This window comes from Streptomyces sp. B1I3, assembly GCF_030816615.1.
Taxonomy (GTDB): domain Bacteria; phylum Actinomycetota; class Actinomycetes; order Streptomycetales; family Streptomycetaceae; genus Streptomyces.
In genome coordinates this window covers 3,958,258-3,981,616 of sequence record NZ_JAUSYD010000001.1, presented here as the reverse complement: position 1 = coordinate 3,981,616, position 23,359 = coordinate 3,958,258, and the positions used below count along the sequence as shown (strand labels likewise).

Sequence of the window (23,359 nt, the reverse complement as noted above, 5' to 3'; positions counted from 1 at the left end):
TGAGCACTCTGGGGAGCTGTTTCACGTGAAACCGATCGACCCGCGCCTGCTCCGGTATGCGCGTGCCACCCGTTTCTTCCTGGCGGCCGTGGTGGCCCTCGGCCTGGTCGGCGCGGCCCTGGTGATCGCTCAGGCCATGCTCCTCGCGGAGGTGGTGGTCGGCGGATTCGAGGACGGGCTGACCGTCGCCGGGCTTCGCACACCGCTGATGCTGCTGGCAGCGGTGGCAGCGGGACGGGCCCTTGTGGCCTGGCTGACCGAACTCGCCTCGTACCGGGCGAGTGCGGCGGTCAAGTCCGAACTGCGCGGCCGGCTCATCGAGCGGGCTGCCGCTCTCGGTCCCGACTGGCTGAGCACCCAGCGCACCGGGTCGGTGGTGGCTCTGGCCACTCGGGGTGTCGACGCTCTCGACGACTACTTCTCCCGCTACCTTCCCCAGCTCGGGCTCGCGGTCGTCGTGCCGGTGGCCGTCCTGGCCAGAATCGTCACCGAGGACTGGGTGTCGGCAGCGATCATCGTGGTGACGCTGCCACTGATCCCGCTCTTCATGATCCTCATCGGCTGGGCCACCCAGTCCCGCATGGATCGTCAGTGGCAACTCCTGTCGCGGTTGTCCGGGCACTTCCTCGACGTGGTCGCCGGGCTCCCGACCCTGAAGGTGTTCGGGCGGGCCAAGGCGCAGGCCGAGTCCATCCGCACCATCACCTCGCAGTACCGCAGGGCCACGCTGAAGACCCTTCGTATCGCGTTCCTCTCGTCCTTCGCCCTGGAACTGCTCGCCACCCTCTCCGTCGCGCTGGTCGCCGTCACGATCGGCATGCGGCTCGTCCACGGTGAACTCGACCTGTACACGGGACTGGTGGTCCTGATTCTGGCGCCTGAGGCCTACCTGCCGATCCGTCAGGTCGGGGCGCAGTACCACGCGGCAGCGGAAGGACTCTCGGCTGCCGAGGAGATCTTCGCCGTACTGGAGACAGAGCCCAGGGCTGCCGGTACCGAGGAAGTACCGTCATCGCTGCGACTGGAGCTGGAGGGCGTGACGGTCAGGCACCGGGGCCGCCTCGCTCCGTCGCTGGACACGGCCTCCCTCGTGGTGGAGCCGGGTGAGACGGTCGCCCTGGTGGGGCCCAGCGGTATCGGCAAGTCCACACTGCTGGACGTGGTCCTGGGCTTCGCGGTGCCGGACGAGGGGCAGGTACGGGTCGGTGGGACGGACCTGGGCGACCTCTCCCCCGAACGTTGGCGCGAGCAGATCGCCTGGGTGCCGCAGCGGCCCCATCTCTTCGCGGGAACGATCGCGGAGAACGTACGGCTGGCCCGCCCCGAGGCGGACGACGACGCGGTCGCGACGGCACTCCGGCAGGCAGGCGCGCACGACTTCGTGGCCGCCCTGCCGGATGGAACAGGAACGGAGCTGGGCGAGGACGGCGCCGGGCTTTCCGCAGGCCAGCGGCAACGGCTGGCCCTGGCCCGGGCCTTCCTCGCCGACCGGCCGCTGCTGCTGCTCGACGAACCGACGGCGGGTCTGGACGGCGAGACGGAGGCCGGCATCGTCGACGCCGTACGGCGGCTGGCGGCTGGGCGCACCGTCCTGCTGGTCGTTCACCGGCCGGCTCTGCTGGCGGTCGCTGACCGGGTGGTGTCGCTGGAGCCCCGGGAAGCCGGGGGCCGGCCGGCGCAGGTGCCCGTGCCCGCGGTGATCGATCCTGAACCCAGGAGCGCTCCGGGTACGCAGGCCCCGGGCGAGCCGACGGACGCGGGGGAGTACGGGGCACCGGCGGACGCGCCCTCGGGTGCGGGCCGACGGGTGTTCGCACGGGCGCGGAAGGCCGCCGGGGCCCGGCACGGGAAGCTGGTCCTGGCACTGCTGCTGGGCAGCCTGGCCGTGGGGTCGTCCGTCGGTCTCATGGCGGTCTCCGGCTGGCTGATCTCCCGTGCCTCCGAGCAGCCCCCGGTGCTGTACCTGATGGTGGCCGTCACCGCGACGCGCGCCTTCGGAATGGGCCGGGCGGTGTTCCGTTACGCCGAGCGTCTCGTGTCCCACGACGCGGTGCTCAGGATGCTCGCCGAGCTCAGGGTGGCCGTGTACCGCGGGCTCGAGCGCATCGCGCCCGCCGGCCTGCGGACGACGCGGCGCGGAGACCTGCTGTCCCGGCTCGTCTCCGACGTGGACGCGCTGCAGGACTACTGGCTGCGCTGGCTGCTGCCCGTGGGTACCGCGTTCCTGGTCGGGGCGGGAGCCGTGGGGTTCACCGGCTGGCTGCTCCCCCAGGCAGGTCTGGTCCTTGCCGCCGGGCTGCTCCTCGCGGGTGTGGGGGCGCCTCTGGTGACCGGCGCCTGCGCCCGGCACGCGGAGCGCCGGCTGTCGCCCGCACGGGCCGCGCTGGCGGTGCGGGTCGCCGACCTGCTCGGCGGAACGGCCGAGCTGACCGTCGCGGGCGCGCTGCCCGCACGCAAGGAGCGGGTACGCGCGGCCGACGCGGTGCTGACCCGGATCGCCTCGCGTGCCGCCACCGCGACCGCCCTCGGCGGCGGGCTCTCCGCGCTGATCTGCGGGCTCACCGTGGTGGGCGCGGCGGTCGTCGCCCTGCCTGCGGTGTACGACGGGCGGCTGGCGGGTGTGGAGCTCGCCGTCGTGGTCCTCACTCCGCTCGCGGCCTTCGAAGCCGTGACGGGTCTGCCGCTCGCGGTCCAGTACCGCCAGCGGGTCAGGCGCAGCGCGGAGCGGGTTTATGAGGTCCTGGACGCTCCCGTACCGGTGCAGGAGCCCGCCACACCGGCCGAGGCTCCCGACGCGCCGTTCCCACTCGTCGTACGGGGGCTGTCGGCCCGGTACGACGGTGCGGAGCGTGACGCCCTCCACTCCGTCGATCTGACTCTGCTCCCGGGCCGGCGGGTGGCTGTCGTCGGTCCGTCCGGTTCGGGGAAGACGACGCTTGCGCAGGTCCTGCTCCGCTTCCTGGACGCCCGGGAGGGGAGCTACCACCTCGGGGGTGTCGAGGCGGCGGAGCTGGACGGGGACGCGGTGCGCGGGCTCGTCGGGCTGTGTGCCCAGGACGCCCACGTCTTCGACAGCTCCATCCGCGAGAACCTGCGGCTCGCCCGCGTCGGGGCGACGGACGAGGAGCTGTGGGACGCCCTCGCCGGGGCCAGGCTGCGGGACTGGACGCAGTCGCTGCCGGACGGGCTCGACACCCTGGTGGGCGAACACGGTGCCCGGCTCTCCGGAGGCCAGCGGCAGCGGCTCGCGCTGGCCCGCGCGCTCCTGGCCGACTTCCCCGTGCTCGTGCTGGACGAGCCCGCGGAGCACCTCGACCTGGCGACGGCCGACGCCCTGACCGCGGACCTGCTGGACGCCACCAGGGGGCGTACCACCGTACTGATCACGCACCGGCTGGCCGGACTGGATGCTGTGGACGAGGTCCTGGTGCTGGACGGGGGCGGAGTGGTGCAGCGGGGGGCCTACGCCGCTCTGGCAGCCCAGGAAGGCCCGCTGCGGCGCATGCTGGACCGCGAACGGGAACGCGTCGGCACCGGACGGAGCGGGGCCGGAGCGGGGTGCGGCCCGGAGGTGGTGCGGGAACAGAGTGCTGCCGCGGGGAGCGCGCCGCGATCGGTGGCGGTGCGGTCGTGAGCGGTGGGTGCGTTCGGCGCAGGTGGTGCGGTCGTGCGCGGTGGGGGCGTTCCGGGCATGCGGTCCGGTTGCGAGCGGCGGGTGCGTTCCGGGCGGGCGGCCCGGTCGTGAGGGGCGGGGGCCTTCGTGGGACGCCGGTGCGTCGCACGGTCGACTTTCCGGGCAGAACATCCCTTACTAGGCTCGGTACATGTGCGAGGAGTACCCGAGCGACTCGTCCGGAGCCGGACCTCGGGCCCCCGGTCGGCTGCCGGGGCCCTCGGCCGGACTGACCGAGCGCGTACCGGAACTGCTGGAGGCCACGACGTCCGCAGGCACGGGCCTCGGGCTCCACTCGACTCTCGACCGCATCTGCGAAACGGCGGCAGTACTCACCCGTGCCCGCTATGCCGCCATCGGTGTCGTCGACGAATCCGGTGAGGGACTGGCCGATTTCGTGACGTACGGAGTGCCGGAGGAGATCGCCCGTGCGATCGGCCGCCTGCCTGACGGCCGCACAGGTCTCCTGGGCGCACTGATACACGATCCCGTCCCGACCCGGCTGGCCGACCTGACGGCCGACCCGCGTTTCGAGGGGTTCCCGCCCGCCCATCCGGTGATGCGGACGTTCCTCGGTGTCCCGCTCCGGGTCCAGGAAAAGGTCTTCGGCAACCTCTACGTGGCGGAGAGGCATGACGGCGGGACGTTCGGCGACGACGACCTGCACATGATGCGGGTGCTCGCCACAGAGGCCGGGATCGCCATCGGTCACGCACGGCTGTACGAGTCCACGAGGCAGCGTGAACGGTGGATCGACGGCTCCGTCGCCGTCACCACGGCGCTGCTCTCCGGTGGGGACGCCGACGACTCGCTGGCCGTCGTCGCCGAACAGGCCCGCCGGCTGGCCGGCGCCGCCGCCGGAATCGTGCTGCTCCCCGCCGAACAGGGCGGCCTGGAGATCGTCGCCGTCGCCGGGGAGACCCCGGCCGCCTCCCTCGGGGTGATCATTCCGCCCGGGAGTCCTGTGGTGGCGGCGCTCCTCGCGGGTGAAGCGGTCTTCGTCGACGACGCGGCCACCGACACGCGCATGATCACCAGGCTGGCCGATCAGTTCGGCCCGCACATGCTGCTGCCGCTGCGCAGCGGGGGACGGGTGCTCGGTGCGCTCGCCATGCCGCGCGCACGGGGAAGCCGGCCGTTCACGGAGGCGGAGCGGACGCTGGCCGACCAGTTCGCCGCACAGGCCGCGCTCGCGCTGAAGATGGCCGAGTCCCAGCGGGACCGTGAGCGGATCGCCGTGTACGAGGACCGGGACCGGATCGCCCGGGACCTCCATGACCTCGTCATCCAGCGCCTGTTCGCCACGGGGATGATGCTGGAGCGGGCCCAGCGCCGCGCGGTGGCTCCTGCGGTGCAGGCCGGCGTCGGCCGGGCCGTCGACGCACTGGACGTCACCATCCAGGAGATCCGCACGGCCGTCTTCGCCCTGCAGCCGGAGCGGGCCGAGGCCCCCTCGGGGATGCGGACCCGGGTGCTGCGCGAGATCAACCTGGCCGCGGTCCCCCTGGGCTTCAGGCCGACGCACCGCTTCATCGGTCCCGTCGACTCACTCGTCGGGGAGCTCGCGGGCAAGAACCTCATCGCGGCGCTGCGTGAGGCACTGTCCAACACCTTCCGGCACGCCGCGGCCTCGCGCGTCGAGGTGAGCGTGGACGCGACCGCCGTTCTGCCGGACGGCCGGGAAGCGGTGCGGCTGTCGGTCGCGGACGACGGAGTGGGGATCCCGGACAGCGGGAGGCGCAGCGGGCTGAGCAACCTGGCCCGCCGTGCCGAGTCGCTGGGCGGGTCCAGCTGGTTCGGGCCCGGGACGGGTGAGGACGGCGGCGGTACGACGCTGGTCTGGCAGGTCCCGCTCTGACGTGACGCGTCCCCGGGGCCTCAGCGGGTGGCGAGGATGCGCTCGATGACGACCGCGACGCCGTCCTCGTCGTTGGAGAGCGTCACACCGGAAGCGGCGGCCACCGCGGCAGGGTGGGCGTTGCCCATGGCGAACGAGGCGCCGGCCCAGGTCAGCATCTCCACGTCGTTGGGCATGTCCCCGAAGGCCACCACCTGTTCCGGGGTGATGCCGCGCTCGGCGCAGCAGGCGGCGAGGGTGCCGGCCTTCGACACGCCGGGGCCGCTGATCTCCAGCAGGGCGGTGGGGCTGGAGCGGGTGAACGAGGCACGGTCCCCGGCGGCCTCGCGGGCCAAGGAGAGGAAAGTGTCCGGGGCCAGTTCGAGGTGGTGGGCCAGCACCTTGAGGACCGGCGCGCCGGTACCGGGCGTCTCCTCGTGGAGCAGCTTCTCGGCCACGGCCACGGTGGCTCCCGGGTCCAGGTGGAACGGCGGGTAGGCCGGTTCGTAGTGGATGCCCGTGGTCAGCTCGACGGCGAACGACGTGCCGGGGGCCACCTCGCGCAGGAGACCGATCACGTCCAGGGCCACGGCGCGGTCCAGAGGCCGGACCTCGAGCAACCTGCCGTCCGCGCGCAGATCGGCGACTGCGGCGCCGTTCGCGCAGATCGCCATGCCGTGGCCGTGGACGTGGGCGCTGACGACGTCCATCCAGCGGGCCGGCCGGCCGGTGACGAAGAAGACGTCGATTCCCGCGTCCTCGGCCGCCGCGAGGGCGGCGATCGTACGGTCCGACAGGGTCTTGTCGTCGCGCAGGAGGGTGCCGTCGAGGTCGGTGGCGATCAGCCGGGTTACGGCAGGCAGAGGCGTGTCGGTCGCTGAGGTCACCACGCCATTCTTCCGCACGGAGGTGCACGGCCGTGCAGAGGGGCGCACATATGAGGTGGCGGGCTTCTGAACTCCGTACATGACGGAGGCATATGCCGAACGCCCCGACGTGGCGGAGGCTCCCGACGTAGGCGGATGCTGCGGTGGGCCTGCCGCGGGTCAGACGAGCTGGGAGAGGCCCTCGGTGGCGATCCGCTCGAACACCTTGATGTCCGCCGCGAAATCGGAGTCCGCCACCGGCCAGTGGAGGACGATCTCGGTGAACCCCAGCTCGTAGTGCCTTCCCGCGAAGTCCACGAACGCGTCGAACGACTGCAGCGGCCGGTCCGGAGTGAAGCCGGTGAGCAGAATCTTGTCCATCTCCGACACGTCCCGGCCGATCGCCTCACCCGCCGCGCCGAGCCGGGAGATCTGACCGCGGATGGCTGCCACGGACTGCTCGGGGGTCCCCGATTCGTACAGTTTGGGATCGCCCGTGGTGACCCACGCCTGGCCGTACCGGGCGGCGAGCTTCAGGCCGCGCGGCCCGGTTGCGGCGACCGCGAAGGGCAGCCGGGGGCCCTGGACGCAGCCGGGGATGTTCCGCGCCTCGTTCGCCGCGTAGAGCTGCCCTTCGAAGGTCACCGTCGGCTCCCTGAGCAACCGGTCGAGCAGCAGGAGGAACTCCTCGAAGTGGTCGGCGCGTTCCCGTGGCGTCCAGGGCGCCTCGCCCGCCCTGCGCAGCGTCGTGGCGTCGTATCCGTTGCCGCCCGCACCGATGCCGAGCGTGATCCGCCCACCGGAGACGTCGTCCAGCGTGATGAGGTCCTTGGCGAGGGTCACCGGATGACGGAAGTTGGGCGAGGTGACGAGGGTGCCCAGACGCAGCCGCTCGGTCGCGGCAGCAGCGGCCGTCAGGGTGGGGACGGCGCCGAACCACGGGCCGTCACGGAAGGTCCGCCAGGCCAGGTGGTCGTACGTGTACGCCGCGTGGAAACCCAGCTCCTCGGCGCGCCGCCACTTGTCACGGCCCCCGTCACGCCAGCGGTCGATCGGCAGGATCACAGTGCTCAGTCGCATGGGACGACCCTACGAGAGACGGGGCCGGCGGAAGACAGGGCCTTATGAAAGACAGGGCTTCACGGCAGACAGGGCCCTACGGGAGGCCGAGCAGGTGCCGCATCGACTCCGCGGCACGGACGGCGGCGTCACCGCAGCAGTTGTTGAACAGGACGTGGACCTCTCGGGCCTGCTCGGCCATGTCGCGTATGCGGGGAACCCACTCGGAGAGTTCTTCCGGCGTGTACGCGTGACGGAACCTCTCTTCCTTGGTGCCGGTCCCCCAGGCGGAGCTGCGACCGTGGAAGCGCACCAGGGCGAGTTCCCGGGTGGTGACCCGGACGACCGGTGGCACGGAGGCGGGAAGCGTCTGCACCATGTCCACGGCAACGGCGGCAGTGTCCAGCTCCGTCAGCAGGGCGGTCGTCGCGTCGACGTGTTCCTCGCGCCACCAGTCGGGATGCCGGAACTCCACGGCCATCGGCCATCCCGTGGCACGCTCACGGCACCGGCGCAGGAACTCCACCGCAGGCCTCCCCGGTACGAGCCGAGGAGGGAACTGGAAGACCAGCGTCCCCAGACGGCCGGAGTCGCGCAGTGGTTCGAGGGCCGCGCTGTACCGGTTCCACACCTCGTCGAGCAGTCCGGGATCGACGCCTGCCCGCTCCCGATGTCGTACGAGGGCCGGGCGCAGGTCGGCGGGCAGTGCTTCCGGCCGTGTCGGGTGTCCTGTGAGCAGGGAGAACGCCTTCACGTCGAAGCGGAAGTCCTCGGGCGTGCGGTCGGTCCACAGGAGGCTGTTGCGGTTACTGGGCAGGCCGTAATAGGTGGAGTCCACCTCTGCCACCGGGAACTGCGCGGCGTAGTGCCGCAGTCTGCCCTCCGCGTCGCGGTGGCCCGACGGGTACCACCCGCTGGATATCAGCGCCTTGTCCGTCCACGAGCAGGTCCCGACCCTGATCTTTCCCATCCCGCCCGTCTGCCCCGGGCGCGGTGACGGATTCGTCCGGGGGCGGCAGTGGTTGCCGCAGTGCTTGGTCTGAGCGACGCTGGAATTGGAACGCGGCCGGTCTCCTGTCCGCGCGTGCGCACGGCGCCGGACGCGGTTCGTCCGGAAGGACTGAGCACCATGAGGATGCTGCTCATCGCTCAGATGGATACCGAGTCCGCGAATCGGTCGGTGGCCGAGGGCACCATGGAGAAGCTCGTCGGAGAGATCGTCGATCAGCTCAAACCGGAAGCGGCCTACTTCACGCCGAGGGACGGTCAGCGGTCCTGCCTGATGGTTTTCGACATGCAGGATTCCGCCCAGATGCCCCCACTCACGGAACCACTCTTCCGCGCCGGGGCCAAAGTCAGCCTGCAACCCGTCATGAACCTCGACGAGCTGCGTACGGGGCTGGGCGCCCTGAAACACTGACCCGGGGCGCACGGGGCGCACGGGGCGCACGGGGCGCTGTGCCGGGCACCGGAGTCATTCGCGCAGGCGCAGGAAGCGTGGTGCCACCGCATCGGTGAGCCATACCCCGTTCGCGCTGACGTAGAACGAGTGACCCGCCCGGTGCATGGCGCCCGCGTCCACGGACAGCACGACCGGTGCGCCGCGCCGGGCTCCCACGCGGGTCGCCGTCTCCCGGTCGGGCGAGAGGTGGACGTGGTGGCGGGCCATGGGGCGCAGCCCTTCCGCGCGGATCGCGTCAAGGACGCGGGCCACCGTGCCGTGGTAGAGGTACGGCGGTGGTTCGACCGGTGACAGACCGAGGTCGACCGTGACGGTGTGGCCCTGGCTCGCCCGAATGCGGCCGTCGGCCACCGCGAAGCGCTTCTTGTCGTTGGCTGCGACGACGTGATCGATCTCGGCCCGGGTGACCGCGAAACCATGCAGGGAACAAGCGCGCAGCAGCTCGTCGATGTCCACCCAGCCGTTCGCGTCGAGGGTGATCCCGATCCTGTCCGGCTGGTGGCGCAGATGCTTCGAGAGGTACCTGGACACCTTTACGGTGCGTTGGTCATTCATCCCGTCAGGGTGCCCCCACAGCCCTTTCCGGCGCACGCGATTTCCGGTCGGCCCGCTGATTCCCCGGCACACAAAGTGCCCCCTCCAGGCGAAAGTTGGCGGGACGCGGGCGAACGGCCGTCATGACACACGGACTTGGTCAACTCGCGGGTAAGAGGCGCCTGAAGGACACACAGCGTCAAAGGTCGTGCCCAGCTCGTAGGTTGCTCCGGCCGGGGCAGGCACAGGCGCGGAGCGGATCCCTATGTCATCCTCGGAAGATGCCGTGCCGCCCACTCACGGCCCCGGTCAAAGCCCGTCGACCCGGATGACACTGGGGCCGTCGCGGCTGTCGCACCCCTCAACACCTCCGCGCGACGCAGCAGGTGACGTCACGACCGATCAACATGCCCGGCACCTCACAACGGTGGTCTCACCCGGGCGACGGCGCGCAGCATCCGAGGGCTGAGCCTCGACAGCAGCCGGGAGGCCCGTGCCTCGGGAGTGACGGGGACGACGGCGCGGTTGTGCACCACAGCCGTGAGGATCGCCTGCGCCACTTTCTGCGGTGGGTAGTTGCGGAGCGCGTACAGCCGGCCGGCCCGCTGACGGAGGCGCCGCTTCTCCGCCTCGTCGACTCCCGCGAAGTGCGCCGATGCGGTGATGCCGGTGTTGACGATGCCGGGGCATATCGCCGTGACGCCGATGCTCTGCTCGGCCAGTTCGGCACGCAGGCATTCACTGAGCATCAGGACGGCCGCCTTGGAGGTGCTGTAGGCGGACAGTGCGCGCGACGGCTGATAGGCCGCCGCCGAGGCGACGTTGACGATGTGGCCACCCTGTCCGCGGTCGGCCATCTGCCTGCCGAAGAACCGGCAGCCGTGGATGACACCCCACAGGTTGACGTCGAGGACGTTGCGCCAGTCCTCACTCGTGGTGTCCAGGAACGAACCGGACAACCCTGTACCGGCGTTGTTCACCAGGACGTCCACCACGCCGTACTCGGCGGCGACCTTCTCGGCGAGCTTCTCCATCGCCTGCTCGTCGCCGACGTCGACCGCTTCGCTCCACGCGGCCGCCGCACCGTGCAGGCGTGCTGCCTCCGCCGCTCGTGCCGCACCCGCTTCGTCCCGGTCCACGGCCACCACCCGGGCGCCCGCTGCGGCGAACGCGAGCGCGGTGGCCTGCCCGATGCCGCCGGCCGCACCCGTGACCACCACCAACCGGCCACCGAAGCGGTCCGCATGGGCGCCGGCGACGGTGTCGCCCCGCACGGCCGGCCGTCCCTCGCCCGCTGCCTCACAGGCGCCGGCGAACTCACTGATCCAGTCCGACAGCTGGTCCGGCCTGGTGCGCGGCACCCAGTGTCCGGCCGGCAGCGAGCGCCGTACCAACCGCGGTACCCAGGAGTCCAGGTCGTCGTACAGCGCCGGCGACAGGAAGGCGTCGCCGGTCGGCGTGACCAACTGGACCGGGACGTGGGCGTACGCGTCCGTACGCGGCCGGCTCAGGCGGGTCCGGACGTTGTCACGGTAGAGCCACGCACCGTGTGCGGCGTCCCGGGGGAGCGAGGGCGTCGGATAGCCGTCCGAGGGAACCTTCTCCATCCGCTGCAGGATCCGCGGCCACTGCCTGCCGAGCACCCCGCGCCAGGCCAACTCGGGCAGTACGGGGGTGTGCAAGGCGCCCACGTACCAGGACTTGGCGCCCTGGCCGAGCACCTGGCCGAGGCGGCGTGGAGTAGGCCGTGAGACACGCTGCTTGATCCAGTGCCCGAAGTGATCCAGGGAAGGACCGGACATGGAGGTGAACGAGGCGATGCGGCCCTTGGTCCGCTCCACCGTGACGAACTCCCAGGACTGGACGGAACCCCAGTCGTGTCCGACGACATGGACGGGGCGGTCAGGGCTGACCGCGTCCACGACGGCCAGGAAGTCGTCGGTCAGCTTCTCCAGGGTGAAGCCCCCGCGCAACGGCCGGGGAGCTGTCGATCGTCCGTGTCCCCGGACGTCGTACAGCACCACGTGCCATTGCTCGGCCAGCCGATGCGCCACCTCGGACCAGACCTCCTTGCTGTCCGGATATCCGTGCACCAGCACGATCGTCGGCCGTGTCCGATCGCCCAGCTCGGCCACACACAGCTCGATCCCGCCCGTACGGATCCAGCGCTCACACGCACCCCGCAGATTCACGCAGCCCCCTCGTCCTATGTGCCGCCGTCGCGGTACGTGCCCGTAACGTGACACCGACGAATGTGGCAATCCGAGGGAGCCGCGTCAAGGCAGGACCGAAACCTGTGGACAAGGTGCCTGTGGACAAGGCCACTGTGGACAAGGTTCTGGGACGACGGCCCGTGCCCCGTGGACACGCGCACGTGGCTGCCGAGGCTCGCGGAAGATCCCGCGCGAGACGCGGCGGGAGCGGGCGCGCGGCACGGCTCACGGGAACAGCCCGCGGAACAGGTCCGGGCGGGGATTCGTCCGCGCCCCGCGTCTTCCTCCGTATCCTCCCCCGTGCGGTCCCCTTACGGGTCCGTACGCCTCGAGGCGGACGCCGATACAACCGCCTGGTCTGACGACGTCTGTGGTACGCGCCACTACCGTCGTTGACGTGACTGTGATCGCGACCGAAAGCCTGAGCAAGCGGTTCCCCCGGGTGACCGCTCTTGACCGGCTCTCCTTGGACATCGGACCGGGCGTCACCGGCCTGGTGGGTTCCAACGGAGCCGGCAAGTCCACATTGATCAAGATCCTGCTGGGTCTGTCCCCCGCCACCGAGGGCCGGGCCGCGGTGCTCGGACTCGACGTCGCCACCGAGGGCGCCGCGATCCGGGAACGGGTCGGGTACATGCCCGAGCACGACTGTCTGCCGCCGGACGTCTCGGCGACCGAGTTCGTCGTCCACATGGCCCGGATGTCGGGACTGCCGCCCACGGCAGCGCGCGAGCGCACTGCCGACACCCTGCGCCACGTCGGTCTGTACGAGGAGCGGTACCGCCCGATCGGCGGCTACTCGACCGGCATGAAGCAACGGGTGAAACTGGCCCAGGCGCTCGTCCACGACCCCCAGCTGGTCCTGCTCGACGAGCCGACCAACGGCCTGGACCCGGTCGGCCGCGACGAGATGCTCGGCCTGATCCGTCGCGTCCACACCGACTTCGGCATCTCGGTCCTGGTCACCTCCCACCTCCTGGGTGAGCTCGAGCGGACCTGCGACCACGTCGTCGTCATCGACGGCGGCACACTCCTGCGGTCCAGCTCCACCAGCGACTTCACGCAGACCACCGCCACACTGGCCGTCGAAGTCACCGACAGCGACGTCCACCCCGACGGCACGGACGCGCTTCGCCGCAAGCTCACCGGTGCCGGCATCAAGCTCGTCGGGCACGACGGTCTCGACACCGAGGGCCTGCCCGGCGCCGGGCACATCCTCCTGGTGGAGGCGACGGGCGAGGAGACGTACGACCTGGTGCGCGACAGCGTCGCCGAGCTCGGACTCGGGCTCGTCCGGATGGAACAGCGGCGCCACCACATCGCCGAGGTCTTCCGCACCACCGCATCAGCACAGGCCGCGGTGACCGCGACAGCCGGCGCAGGACAGCAGAAGGGGAGCGGTCGGGATGAGCTCTGAGACCGGGGCCGCGACCGGGAGCGACACCTCCCGGATCCACAACATCGGGTACCGCTCCTACGACGGCGCCCGCCTGGGCCGGGCCTATGCCCGCCGCTCGCTGTACTCGCAGTCCCTGCGAGGCTCGTTCGGACTGGGCCGCTCGGCCAAGTCCAAGGTGCTGCCGATGCTCCTGTGCGGAGTGATGTGCCTGGTGGCGCTGATCCTCGTCGCGGTGGCCATGGCCACGCCCAACATGACGAAGCTCCCCATCAAGTACACGGACTTCGCGATCTACCTGCAGGCCGTGATCGGGCTCTTCATCGCCTCCCAGGCCCCGCAGTCCGTGTCCAGGGATCTGCGCTTCAAGAGCGTCCCGTTGTACTTCTCGCGTCCGATCGAGCGGGTCGACTACGTCCTGGCGAAGTTCGCCGCCATGGCGTCGGCCCTGCTCATCCTCACCGGGCTGCCCCTCGTCATCCTCTACGTGGGCGCGTTGCTGGCGAAGTTCGACTTCGCCGACCAGACCAAGGGCTTCGGGCAGGGGATGGTCTCGGTGGCACTGCTCTCCGTGCTGTTCGCCGGGCTCGGGCTGGTCGTCGCCGCGCTGACTCCGCGCCGGGGCTTCGGAGTCGCAGCCGTGATCGCCGTACTGACCATCACCTACGGCGCGGTCTCCACGGTCCAGGCGATCGCCTGGGAGACGGACTCCGCCGGTGCCATCACCTGGCTGGGGCTGTTCTCGCCCATCACGCTGATCGACGGCATCCAGACGGCGTACCTCGGCGCCTCCTCCGCCTTCCCGGGCGGTGAGGGGCCCGGAGCGGCCGCCGGTCTCGTCTATCTGATCGTTGTACTCGCGCTCGTCGCCGGCTCGTACGCCGTACTGATGCGCCGCTACCGGAGGGTCGGGCTGTGACCACCATCGAGATCGACCACACCTCGCGCTGGTTCGGCAACGTGGTCGCCGTCAACGACGTGAGCATGACCGTGGGCCCCGGAGTCACCGGGCTGCTCGGCCCCAACGGCGCCGGGAAGTCCACGCTGATCAACATGATGGCCGGCTTCCTCGCCCCGTCGACCGGCACGGTGACGCTCGACGGCACCCGGATCTGGCGCAACGAGGCGGTCTACAAGGCGATCGGGATCGTGCCGGAGCGGGAGGGGATGTACGACTTCCTGACCGGCCGCGAGTTCGTCGTCGCCAACGCGGAACTGCACGGACTGGGCGACGCGGCCGCGCACAAGGCCCTGGCCACGGTCGAGATGGAGTACGCGCAGGACCGCAAGATCTCCACGTACAGCAAGGGCATGCGCCAGCGCGTGAAGATGGCCTCCGCACTGGTCCACGATCCCTCGGTGCTGCTCCTGGACGAGCCGTTCAACGGCATGGACCCGCGTCAGCGCATGCAGTTGATGGAACTGCTGCGCCGGATGGGTGCGGAGGGCCGCACGGTGCTGTTCTCCTCCCACATCCTCGAGGAGGTCGAGCAACTCGCCTCGCACATCGAGGTGATCGTGGCGGGGCGCCATGCCGCGTCCGGCGACTTCCGCAAGATCCGCCGGCTGATGACGGACCGGCCGCACCGCTACCTCGTACGGTCCAGTGACGACCGCGCACTCGCCGCGGCGCTGATCGCGGACCCCTCGACCGCGGGGATCGAGGTCGATGTGACGGAGCGGGCCCTGCGTATCCAGGCCGTCGACTTCGGGCGCTTCACCACGCTGCTGCCGAAGGTGGCTCGTGAGAACGGCATCCGGCTGCTGACCGTGTCACCGTCCGACGAATCCCTCGAATCGGTCTTTTCCTATCTCGTAGCGGCCTGAGTAGTGGCCTGAAAGGAGCTGTGAAGCGTCATGTACGACCCCACAGTCGCCCGGCTCACCTACCGGGCCCTGCTCGGCCGGCGCCGGGCCGCCATCCTGTTCGTCCTGCCCGTCCTCCTGGTGGCCATCGCCGTTGCCGTACGGGCGTTCGCCGGAGCCGATGACGGTGTGGCCTCCGGTGTGCTCGGGGGGTTCGCCATCGCCACGATGGTGCCGCTGATCGGCGTGATCGCGGGGACCGGAGCCATCGGTCCCGAGATCGATGACGGCTCGATCGTCTATCTGCTGGCCAAGCCGGTGAAGCGGCCCACGATCATCTTCACCAAGCTGATCGTCGCCGTCTCCGTGACGATGCTCTTCTCGGCACTGCCCACGCTGATCGCAGGCCTGATCCTGAACGGCAACGGCGGGCAGATCGCCGTGGCATACACGATCGCCGCGCTGGTCGCCTCGATCGCGTACAGCGCGCTGTTCCTGCTGCTCGGCACGGTCAGCCGGCACGCGGTGGTCTTCGGCCTGGTGTACGCGCTGGTGTGGGAGGCACTCTTCGGCAGCCTGGTGCCGGGGGCCAGGACGCTCAGCGTGCAGCAGTGGTCCCTCTCGGTCGCCGAGAAGGTCGCCGGGGACGGTCTGGTCACCTCGGACGTCGGCCTGCCGCTCGCGACCGTCCTGCTGGTCGGGGTCACGGCCGTGGCCACGTGGTACGCGGGTCAGAAACTGCGGGCGCTGAAGCTCGCCGGCGAGGAGTGAGACTCCGCCCCGTGCAGCCCCCGCCCACCGGGCGGGGGCGTCTCACGTGCGGCGAGCGGACCGTGTGTCCGGCGCGGCTGACCGATGCCTCGCGGTCCTTCCGGTGGTCACCGGAAGGACCGGGGATCACCGGAAGAAAATGGGTGGCCCCCGGACGGCGCCCTCGGGCACAGTGAGGGCGACGGCGCAGAACGACCGCGCCCACCAGGACCGGGAGAGGAGCGCGGCGATGACCAGGAGTCCGAGTCCGTCGCGCTCCCGGCAGGGTGGTCCGCGGCCGGCACCGCGGTAGCTTCATCAGCTACGCGGGGCCGCCCGCAGCGGGACCCCCGGGTGGCCCTCGGTGCGCGATCGCGCCCGGCCACCTCCCGGAGGATTGGCCGAGTGGTAAGGCAGCGGCTTGCTAAGCCGTCATCGGGGCGCAACCCCGCGCGCGTTCGATCCGCGCATCCTCCGCCGCAGTGTCCGCTCCACGCCGCTCCACGCCCGAATGACCCGCGCCGCGCGTAGCCCCGCGCCGCGCGTAGCCCCGCGCCGCGCGTAGCCCCGCGCCGCGCGTAGCCCCGCGCCGCGCGTAGCCCCGCGCCGCGCGTAGCCCCGCGCCGCGCGTAGCCCCGCGCCGCGCGCAGCCCCGCGCCGCGCGCAGCGTTCGCGCTACGCCCGTCGGGGCGACCGGAGCAGCTCCTCCAGCACCACCGCGATGCCGTCGTGCTCGTTCGACGCGGTGATCTCGTGCGCCACGGCCTTCAGGTCGTCGTGCGCGTTGGCCATGGCCACGCCGTGCTGCGCCCAGCCGAACATGGGGATGTCGTTCGGCATGTCGCCGAAGGCCAGCGTGTCCGCCGCCTTCAGTCCGAGGCGCCGGGCGGCCAGCGACAGGCCGGTCGCCTTGCTCAGCCCGAGAGGGAGGATCTCCACGACACCCGGGCCCGCCATGACGATGTCCACCAGGCTGCCGACGGCCTGCCGGGCCGCCTTCGCCAGCGCGTCGTCGCCGAGCTCGGGATGCTGGATGTAGACCTTGTTCAGGGGAGCGGTCCACATCTCGGCGGGATCGTCCACGAAGAGAGCGGGCAGTGGCCCTTCCTGCACCCGGTAGCCGGGGCCGACGAGCACCTCTCCCTCGAGTCCGTCACGGCTCGCGGCCAGCGCGAGCGGACCGACCTCCGCCTCGATCTTGGACAGGGCCAGACCGGCGAGCTGCCGGTCCAGGGTCAGGGAGGTCAGCAGCTTGTGCTCGCCGGCGTGGTACACCTGCGCGCCCTGACCGCACACCGCGAGTCCGTCGTAGCCCAGGTCGTCCAGGATGTGCCGGGTCCAGGGCACCGCCCGCCCGGTGACGATGATGTGGGCCGCGCCGGCCGCGGTGACCGCGGCCAGCGCCTCACGCGTGCGCGCGGAGACCGTGTCGTCGTCGCGCAGCAGCGTGCCGTCGAGGTCGGTGGCGACCAGCTTGTAGGGGAAGCTCACTTGGAGACCGGCTCCAGGACCTCGCGCCCGCCCAGGTACGGACGGAGCACCTCCGGCACCCGCACGGAACCGTCGGCCAGCTGGTGGTTCTCCAGGATCGCCACGATCGTGCGCGGTACGGCGCAGAGCGTGCCGTTCAACGTGGCGAGCGGCTGCACCTTCTTGCCGTCCCGCATGCGCACGGAGAGCCGGCGGGCCTGGAAACCGTCGCAGTTCGACGCGGAGGTCAGCTCGCGGTACTTGCCCTGGGTGGGGATCCACGCCTCGCAGTCGAACTTCCGGGAGGCGGACGCTCCGAGGTCACCCGTGGCGACGTCGATGACCTGGAACGGCAGCTCGAGGGCCGTGAGCCACTGCTTCTCCCACTCCAGCAGCCTGCGGTGCTCGGCCTCCGCGTCCGCCGGGTCGACGTACGAGAACATCTCCACCTTGTCGAACTGGTGGACGCGGAAAATGCCGCGGGTGTCCTTGCCGTACGTGCCGGCCTCGCGCCGGAAGCACGGTGAGAAACCGGCATAGCGCAGCGGCAGCTTGTCGGCGTCGATGATCTCGTCCATGTGGTACGCCGCGAGCGGGACCTCGGAGGTGCCGACCAGGTAGTAGTCGTCCTTCTCCAGGTGGTAGACGTTCTCCGCGGCCTGGCCGAGGAAACCCGTCCCCTCCATGGCGCGCGGACGGACCAGCGCCGGGGTCAGCATCGGGACGAACCCGGCCTCGGTGGCCTGCGCGATCGCCGCGTTGACGAGGGCCAGTTCGAGCAGCGCGCCGACGCCCGTCAGGTAGTAGAAGCGCGATCCGGAGACCTTGGCGCCCCGCTCCATGTCGATGGCGCCCAGCGCCTCGCCGAGTTCCAGGTGGTCCTTGGGCTCGAAGCCCTCAGCGCCGAAGTCGCGGACGGTGCCGTGCGTCTCGAGGACGACGAAGTCCTCCTCGCCGCCGACCGGCACGTCCTCGTGGACGACGTTGCCGAGAAGGAGCAGCAACCGCTTGGCTTCCTCGTCGGCCGCGTCCTGGGCGGCGTCGGCAGCCTTGACCTCGGTCTTGAGCTGCTCGGCCTTCTTCAGGAGCTCGGCCCGCTCCTCGGGGTTGGCCTTGGGAATCAGCTTTCCGAGCGATTTCTGCTCGGAGCGGAGTTCGTCGAAACGGACGCCGGACGACCTGCGCAGCTCGTCGGCGGAGAGCAGGGCGTCGACGAGGGCGACGTCCTCTCCACGGGCGCGCTGGGAGGCGCGAACACGGTCGGGGTCCTCACGGAGCAGGCGAAGGTCAATCACCCCTCAAGGCTACCGGTGCGGGGATCCGGCGCTCGAACCGATATCGACGATCACGGCACTTTGCCCTAATTGCCGGAATCGGGAATCCCGCCGGGAAAGTGATGCCCGTCAAGGAGTGAAGCCGGTCGATAAAGAGGGCTCATTGCCTCAGAGAGGGACCAAGCGCCCATTCGGCTTGGCGCATCAGCGGTGCCGGAAAAGGGAGTTGGGAATGCGGGGCCGGTCGCCTTGTCCACAGGAGATCTCGGATCGATACAGTTATCCACAGGCTGTGTGGAAAATCTGTGGACACCGGAAGTGATCGTTCCGAAGGTGCTGCTCGACGCGTGGTTCCACCACTCAAACCTGGCTCATGCGCTCATTCGAGTGGGTATTCCGTATCCGGCGGAGTTGATCAGTGCAATTGTGCCCGCGCCGACCGCGCCGACCTGCTGTCACTCACTCGCACCCGTGGGGCGATTTGTCGATGATGTCGCTTCGCGGTGTCGACTTGTCCCCAGGTCAGGAGAGGTGCCTGTGGATAACTCTGTGGGTACGTGGACATCCGCAGGTACGACTGGGCGCCGGCGTTTCAGATCCGCCCGTCCTGGCTCCGGGCCAGCCAGTCGGAAGCGTCCGTGAAGTCCCGGTCCGACGTGCCGGCCCGCAGGGACCTCACCTCTTCCGGCGTCACCCCGGCACGTGGATAGGAACCCAGGAACCGCACCTTCGGGCAGATCCGCTTCAGTCCCATCAGGGCCTCGCCCACCCGGCGGTCGGCGATGTGTCCCTCCGCGTCCACGGCGAAGCAGTAATTGCCGATGCCTTCGCCGGTGGGCCGCGACTGGATCAGCATCAGGTTCACCCCGCGCACGGCGAACTCCTGCAGCAGTTCGAGCAGTGCGCCGGGGTGGTCGTCACCGAGCCAGATCACCACGGACGTCTTGTCGGCCCCGGTCGGCGCGGACGGTCTGGCGGGGCGGCCCACCAGCACGAAGCGGGTCTCCGCGTTCTCCGCGTCGTGGATCTCCGTCACCAGGGGCTCGAGCCCGTAGGTGGCCGCGGCGAACTCACCCGCGAAAGCGGCGTCGTAATGCCCCTCCTTGACGAGCCGGGCACCGTCGGCGTTCGACGCGGCGGACTCCCACGCCGCGTCCGGAAGATTGGCCGACATCCAGTTCCGCACCTGTGGCTGCGCGGCCGGGTGCGCGGTGACGGTCCTGACGTCCGACAGCTTCGTACCCGGGCGCACCAGCAGCGCGAACGTGATGGAGAGCAGCACCTCGCGGTAGATCATCAGCGGCGCGCCGGTGGTCAGCTCGTCGAGCGTCGCGGTGATTCCGCCCTCGACGGAGTTCTCGATCGGGACGAGAGCTGCCGCCGCTTCCCCGTTCCGTACCGCGTCCAGTGCCGCCGGCACCGAGAGCATAGGGGCGAGCTCGCGGGTGGCGGCCTCCGGCAGGGTACGGAGGGCGACCTCGGTGAAGGTGCCTTCGGGACCGAGATAGGCGTAGCGCGTGGCTGACATACGGTCACCATAATGTGCCACCGGAAGTGACCTCGCGGCTCGCGGTGCGCGTCGCCGGCAGCCCGCAGCGGGCTCACGCCTCCAGCAGCCGCTGCCCCACGTACTCCCCGGCAGCGGCGCCGCCCGGAACAGCGAAGAGACCGCTCGCCTCGTGCCGGATGAACGGAGAGAGGGCGTCCCCGCGGTCGAGCTTGCGCTGCACCGGGATGAAACCCTTGAACGGATCGGCCTGCCAGCAGATGAAGAGCAGCCCGGCCTCGGGAGTACCGTCGTCCGACATTCCGTCGTGGTACGAGAAGGGCCGCCGCAGCATCGCGGCGCCGCCGTTCTTCTCGGGGGAGGAGATCCGGGCGTGGGCATTGTCCGGGATCAGCAGCTTGCCGTCCGGGCCCGCCTTGTCCAGGTCCATTTCGGTGGTCTCCGAGCCGCCGCTCAGGGGTGCTCCGTCCGCCTTGCGCCGTCCGATGACCCGCTCCTGCCGTTCGACGGGGAGTTTCTCCCAGTCGTCGAGGAGCATGCGGATCCGGCGCACGACGGCGTACGAGCCGCCCTCCAGCCAGGCGTATGCCGACGGGCCCCCCGCCGGCACGAAGATACGTGCGTCGAAGTCGCTCTCGGCCGGTTCCGGGTTCCCGGTGCCGTCGATCTGCCCCATCAGGTTGCGAGCGGTCATCGGCCGGGCCGTCGCGCCGGGCGTGCGGTTGAAGCCGTTCATCTGCCAGCGCGGCCGGGCCGTCGAGCCGGCTTCCTTCTGTACGGCGCGCAGCGCGTGGAACGCCACGAGGGCGTCGTCGGCACCGATCTGTACCCACAGGTCGCCCTCGGACCGCTTGGCGTCCAGGTGGTCGGACGAGAACGGCGGAAGCGGATCGAGCGAGGGCGGGAGGTGGGCGGTCAGGCCCGTACGCGCGAAGAAGGTGCGTCCGAACCCGAAGGTGATGGTCAGGGAGGACGGCCCGGCGTCCAGCGCCACGCCGGTGTCGTGGCCGGCGCCGCCCCCGACCGGCTCCCCCGCCATCAGCCGTTCCGCCACGGCCGACCAGCGGCGCATCAGCGCGGCGGCCTCCCGGCGCCCCGCCCCCGCCGCCAGGTCGAAAGCGATCAGGTGCCCGCGGGCCTGGAGCGGAGTGGTGATCCCGGGTTGATGTTTCCCATGAAACATCGCCTCGGTCGCACCGACCGTCGTCAGCGCGGCCGGAGCGTCGTCGCGGGTCGCGGCGTAGCCGCCCGCACCCCCTGCCGCTCCCAGCACCAGGCCTGCGGCCCCGGCGGCTCCCGCGCCGCCGATCAGCCGCCGTCGCGAGACGCCCGGCCCACGGGACTGGCCCGTGGTGGTGGGTCCGCTGTGCTCGTCCGTCTTCTTGCTCAACCTGCTCAGCCCATCTTCACGTTCTTGTCGACGGTCGTCTGGTCGATGTCCGATGTCCGCACGGTCACCGAGATCTTCCATTCGCCCGCCATGGGGATCTGTACGGCACTCGCCGTCCAGTGCCCTGCGGTGAGGCGGTCGGGGACGACCGGAAGCGGACCGATGTCCTTGGCCTCGAGGGTGAAGGCCAGCTTCACCTCGGGGACGTCCATCGGGCCGCCATCGGCGCCGTCCACCCAGAGGTGCACATCGTTCGCGCCGGTGCCGCCCGGGCTGATGTCCAGCCGCACGGTCCCCTTGCCGTTCGTGCCGCCGGTGTCGAACGGCACGCTCAGGTTCACCTGTCCACCGCTCACCGGCGCGACAACCGCCGTCGTGCCCCGGGCCGCCTCCTCCTCGGTCCGGCCGGGCTCGGTGGACGTCAGGATCGTCGTGACCGCGAGAAGCACGACGGCGATACCCGTCTCGACCAACACGGACCGGCGCAGTCCGGAGCGCTCCGGATCGGCGTCGCGCGCCCGCCTCTCCTTGGTCGCCGTCAGTGCGGCGCGCTGCCGGGCGAGTTGGGCAGCGCGCTCCGGGTGCACTCCGCTTCCCTCGCCGGCTTCCGCCGGCGCCACCTCGCTGCCGGCGGTCGAGGCCGCCGTGCCCACACCCGGACCCGCAGCCGGATCCGCAGCCGGATCCGCACCTGCGCCCGCCCCCGCAGCCGGATCCGCACCTGCGCCCACAGCCGCACCCGGATCCGCACCTGCGCCCGCACCCGGACCCGCATCCACGGCCGTGCCCGTTTCCGGACCCGCACCCGTGACCGGAACGGCCTCCTGGCCCCCGGCCCCGCCGGTCTCGGCCAGCCGCCCCGTCCACCGCCGCGAGGTCCACGCGACACCCACGAGCACGGCTACCAGCGCGACCTTGACCAGGAGCAGCTGTCCGTACCCGGTACCGGTCAGCGCGGACCAGGAACCGACCTGTCGCCAGGACTGGTAGAGCCCGGTCGCGGTGAGTACGAGCACACTGCCGAACGCCAGGCGGGAGAACCGCCGTACCGCGCCGCCCGTGATGTCCGGGGTGCGGTACAGGGCGACGAGCAGCGCGGCCAGTCCGCCCAGCCACGTGGCCACGGCGAGCAGGTGCAGCACGTCGACCGGCATGGCGATGTTCGGCTGGATGCCGGTCGAGGCGTGCTCGGCCAGGGCCCACGTACCGGCGATGCCCGCGGCGATGACCGCGCCGCCGATCGCTAGCCCGAAGGTGAGGTCCTGCTTCTCCTTCTCGTCCTCACGCCGGGCGTACGCCCCGAAGAGCACGGCGACGAAGAGTGCGGAGGCACCCAGGAGGAGGAGCCGGGAGACCAGTGCGGCCCCCGGCTTGGTGTCGAGGACGCTCTGCAGCCCGTCGAGGTCGAAGGCGTCGGCGAGCTTTCCGGACCCGGTGTACGGGTTGCGCAGGAGCAGCATGGCCAGGGTCGCCGCGGTGAGCGTGACCCAGCCGCGTACGACGAGACGTTGCAGCGCCTGTGCACCCGCACCGTGCTGCCAGCAGGCGAGCACGAAGGCCGACCCGCCCGCGAGCAGGATGAATCCGGCGTACGCGGCGTAGCGCGCGATGCCGTAGAGGATGCCCACGAGGCCGCCGCCGGCCTCCTGGGAGGAGAGAGCGACCGTCGTCTCCGAGGGCGCGCCCACGGAGAAGGTGAAGGCTCCGGAGACCGGGTGACTGTCCGCGGAGACGGCCTGCCAGGCGACGGTGTAGGTACCGTCGGGCAGACCGCTGTGGAGCGGGACCCCGTACCGGACGGTTCCGCCGCTCGTCAGGTCGCGCGGAGCGCCGTCGTCGGCCCGTTCACCACTCGGGTCGAGGACCCGGATCGAGTCGTCGCCCATGGCGATCTGTTCGGAGAAGGTGAGCGTGACCTCCTCGGGTGCCGTGGCGACCACCGCCCCGTCCTGAGGGTCGCTCCCGGTCAGCGCGGCATGCGCGGACGCGGGGCCCGCGCCGGCCAGCACCAGGCCGAACAGCAGGCTGATCAGCGCGGTGAGGAGCGCGGCCGCGGCGAGCGGCCGGCGTATCGGGGAGGGCCCGAGGTGCGGGGCGGTGGCTGTCATGGGGTGTCAGTACC

General features: G+C 70.9%; 17 protein-coding genes and 1 tRNA gene. 8 read left to right on the top strand and 10 right to left on the bottom strand.

Annotated features, from left to right (window positions below; genetic code table 11):
- Window positions 1–25: 25 nt before the first annotated feature.
- Together cydD and QFZ58_RS18305 are read left to right on the top strand one after the other, a co-directional pair.
- A complete protein-coding gene (gene cydD / locus QFZ58_RS18310; RefSeq protein WP_307125973.1) occupies window positions 26–3,634 on the top strand; it encodes a thiol reductant ABC exporter subunit CydD in 3,609 nt (1,202 codons plus the stop codon).
- A 190-nt stretch (window positions 3,635–3,824) separates the two neighbouring features.
- Window positions 3,825–5,531, top strand: a complete 1,707-nt coding sequence (locus QFZ58_RS18305) for a GAF domain-containing sensor histidine kinase (RefSeq protein WP_307125972.1) — start codon at window positions 3,825–3,827, stop codon at window positions 5,529–5,531.
- A gap of 20 nt (window positions 5,532–5,551) precedes the next feature.
- On the opposite strand, the gene QFZ58_RS18300 is transcribed toward QFZ58_RS18305, so the two are convergent.
- The 3 genes from QFZ58_RS18300 to QFZ58_RS18290 all read right to left on the bottom strand — a co-directional run bounded on the left by QFZ58_RS18300 (window position 5,552) and on the right by QFZ58_RS18290 (window position 8,405).
- Window positions 5,552–6,397 (bottom strand): Cof-type HAD-IIB family hydrolase, encoded by an 846-nt coding sequence (locus tag QFZ58_RS18300; protein ID WP_307125971.1) that lies wholly within the window; start codon window positions 6,395–6,397, stop codon window positions 5,552–5,554.
- 159 nt (window positions 6,398–6,556) lie between these two features.
- A complete protein-coding gene (locus QFZ58_RS18295) occupies window positions 6,557–7,456 on the bottom strand; it encodes an LLM class flavin-dependent oxidoreductase (protein WP_307125970.1) in 900 nt (299 codons plus the stop codon).
- Between the two features lie 76 nt (window positions 7,457–7,532).
- The gene (locus QFZ58_RS18290; RefSeq protein ID WP_307125969.1) at window positions 7,533–8,405 is read right to left on the bottom strand and encodes a DUF72 domain-containing protein; all 873 of its coding nucleotides are present in this window, start codon (window positions 8,403–8,405) and stop codon (window positions 7,533–7,535) included.
- Window positions 8,406–8,564: 159 nt separating this feature from the next.
- On the opposite strand from QFZ58_RS18290, the gene QFZ58_RS18285 reads away from it, so the two are divergent.
- Window positions 8,565–8,855 carry a hypothetical protein gene (locus QFZ58_RS18285; protein ID WP_307125968.1) on the top strand — a complete coding sequence of 97 codons (291 nt, stop codon included), beginning with the start codon at window positions 8,565–8,567 and terminating at the stop codon, window positions 8,853–8,855.
- 54 nt (window positions 8,856–8,909) lie between these two features.
- Here the strand turns inward: QFZ58_RS18285 and QFZ58_RS18280 are convergent, their stop codons facing one another.
- Together QFZ58_RS18280 and QFZ58_RS18275 are read right to left on the bottom strand one after the other, a co-directional pair.
- A complete protein-coding gene (locus QFZ58_RS18280) occupies window positions 8,910–9,452 on the bottom strand; it encodes an RNA 2'-phosphotransferase (protein WP_307125967.1) in 543 nt (180 codons plus the stop codon).
- Between the two features lie 398 nt (window positions 9,453–9,850).
- Window positions 9,851–11,623, bottom strand: coding sequence for an SDR family oxidoreductase (locus QFZ58_RS18275; RefSeq protein WP_307125966.1), 1,773 nt, complete (start codon window positions 11,621–11,623; stop codon window positions 9,851–9,853).
- Window positions 11,624–12,041: 418 nt separating this feature from the next.
- Here QFZ58_RS18275 and QFZ58_RS18270 point away from each other — a divergent pair, with 418 nt between their 5' ends.
- The 5 genes from QFZ58_RS18270 (at window position 12,042) to QFZ58_RS18250 (ending at window position 16,073) form a co-directional block, all read left to right on the top strand.
- Window positions 12,042–13,061, top strand: a complete 1,020-nt coding sequence (locus tag QFZ58_RS18270) for an ABC transporter ATP-binding protein (RefSeq protein ID WP_373428566.1) — start codon at window positions 12,042–12,044, stop codon at window positions 13,059–13,061.
- On the top strand, window positions 13,051–13,959 hold the full coding sequence (locus QFZ58_RS18265) for an ABC transporter permease (RefSeq protein WP_307125965.1): 909 nt from the start codon (window positions 13,051–13,053) through the stop codon (window positions 13,957–13,959). The genes QFZ58_RS18270 and QFZ58_RS18265 overlap by 11 nt, the downstream gene beginning before the upstream one ends.
- Window positions 13,956–14,867, top strand: a complete 912-nt coding sequence (locus QFZ58_RS18260; protein WP_307125964.1) for an ABC transporter ATP-binding protein — start codon at window positions 13,956–13,958, stop codon at window positions 14,865–14,867. The genes QFZ58_RS18265 and QFZ58_RS18260 overlap by 4 nt, the downstream gene beginning before the upstream one ends.
- Before the next feature lie 30 nt (window positions 14,868–14,897).
- Window positions 14,898–15,617: an ABC transporter permease gene (locus QFZ58_RS18255; RefSeq protein WP_307125963.1), complete on the top strand. Its 720-nt coding sequence runs from the start codon at window positions 14,898–14,900 to the stop codon at window positions 15,615–15,617.
- A 370-nt stretch (window positions 15,618–15,987) separates the two neighbouring features.
- Window positions 15,988–16,073: transfer RNA gene (locus QFZ58_RS18250), tRNA-Ser, on the top strand.
- Between the two features lie 198 nt (window positions 16,074–16,271).
- Here QFZ58_RS18250 and QFZ58_RS18245 read toward each other — a convergent pair.
- The 5 genes from QFZ58_RS18245 to QFZ58_RS18225 form a co-directional block, all read right to left on the bottom strand.
- A complete protein-coding gene (locus tag QFZ58_RS18245; RefSeq protein WP_307125962.1) occupies window positions 16,272–17,087 on the bottom strand; it encodes an HAD family hydrolase in 816 nt (271 codons plus the stop codon).
- The gene (gene serS / locus QFZ58_RS18240) at window positions 17,084–18,361 is read right to left on the bottom strand and encodes a serine--tRNA ligase (RefSeq protein WP_307125961.1); all 1,278 of its coding nucleotides are present in this window, start codon (window positions 18,359–18,361) and stop codon (window positions 17,084–17,086) included. Before serS ends, QFZ58_RS18245 begins: the two co-directional genes overlap by 4 nt.
- Window positions 18,362–18,932: 571 nt before the next feature.
- Window positions 18,933–19,868, bottom strand: a complete 936-nt coding sequence (pheA, locus tag QFZ58_RS18235) for a prephenate dehydratase (protein ID WP_307125960.1) — start codon at window positions 19,866–19,868, stop codon at window positions 18,933–18,935.
- A gap of 73 nt (window positions 19,869–19,941) precedes the next feature.
- Window positions 19,942–21,237, bottom strand: a complete 1,296-nt coding sequence (gene efeB / locus QFZ58_RS18230) for an iron uptake transporter deferrochelatase/peroxidase subunit (RefSeq protein ID WP_307125959.1) — start codon at window positions 21,235–21,237, stop codon at window positions 19,942–19,944.
- A gap of 5 nt (window positions 21,238–21,242) precedes the next feature.
- Window positions 21,243–23,345 (bottom strand): copper resistance CopC/CopD family protein, encoded by a 2,103-nt coding sequence (locus tag QFZ58_RS18225; RefSeq protein WP_307125958.1) that lies wholly within the window; start codon window positions 23,343–23,345, stop codon window positions 21,243–21,245.
- Window positions 23,346–23,359 lie beyond the last annotated feature (14 nt).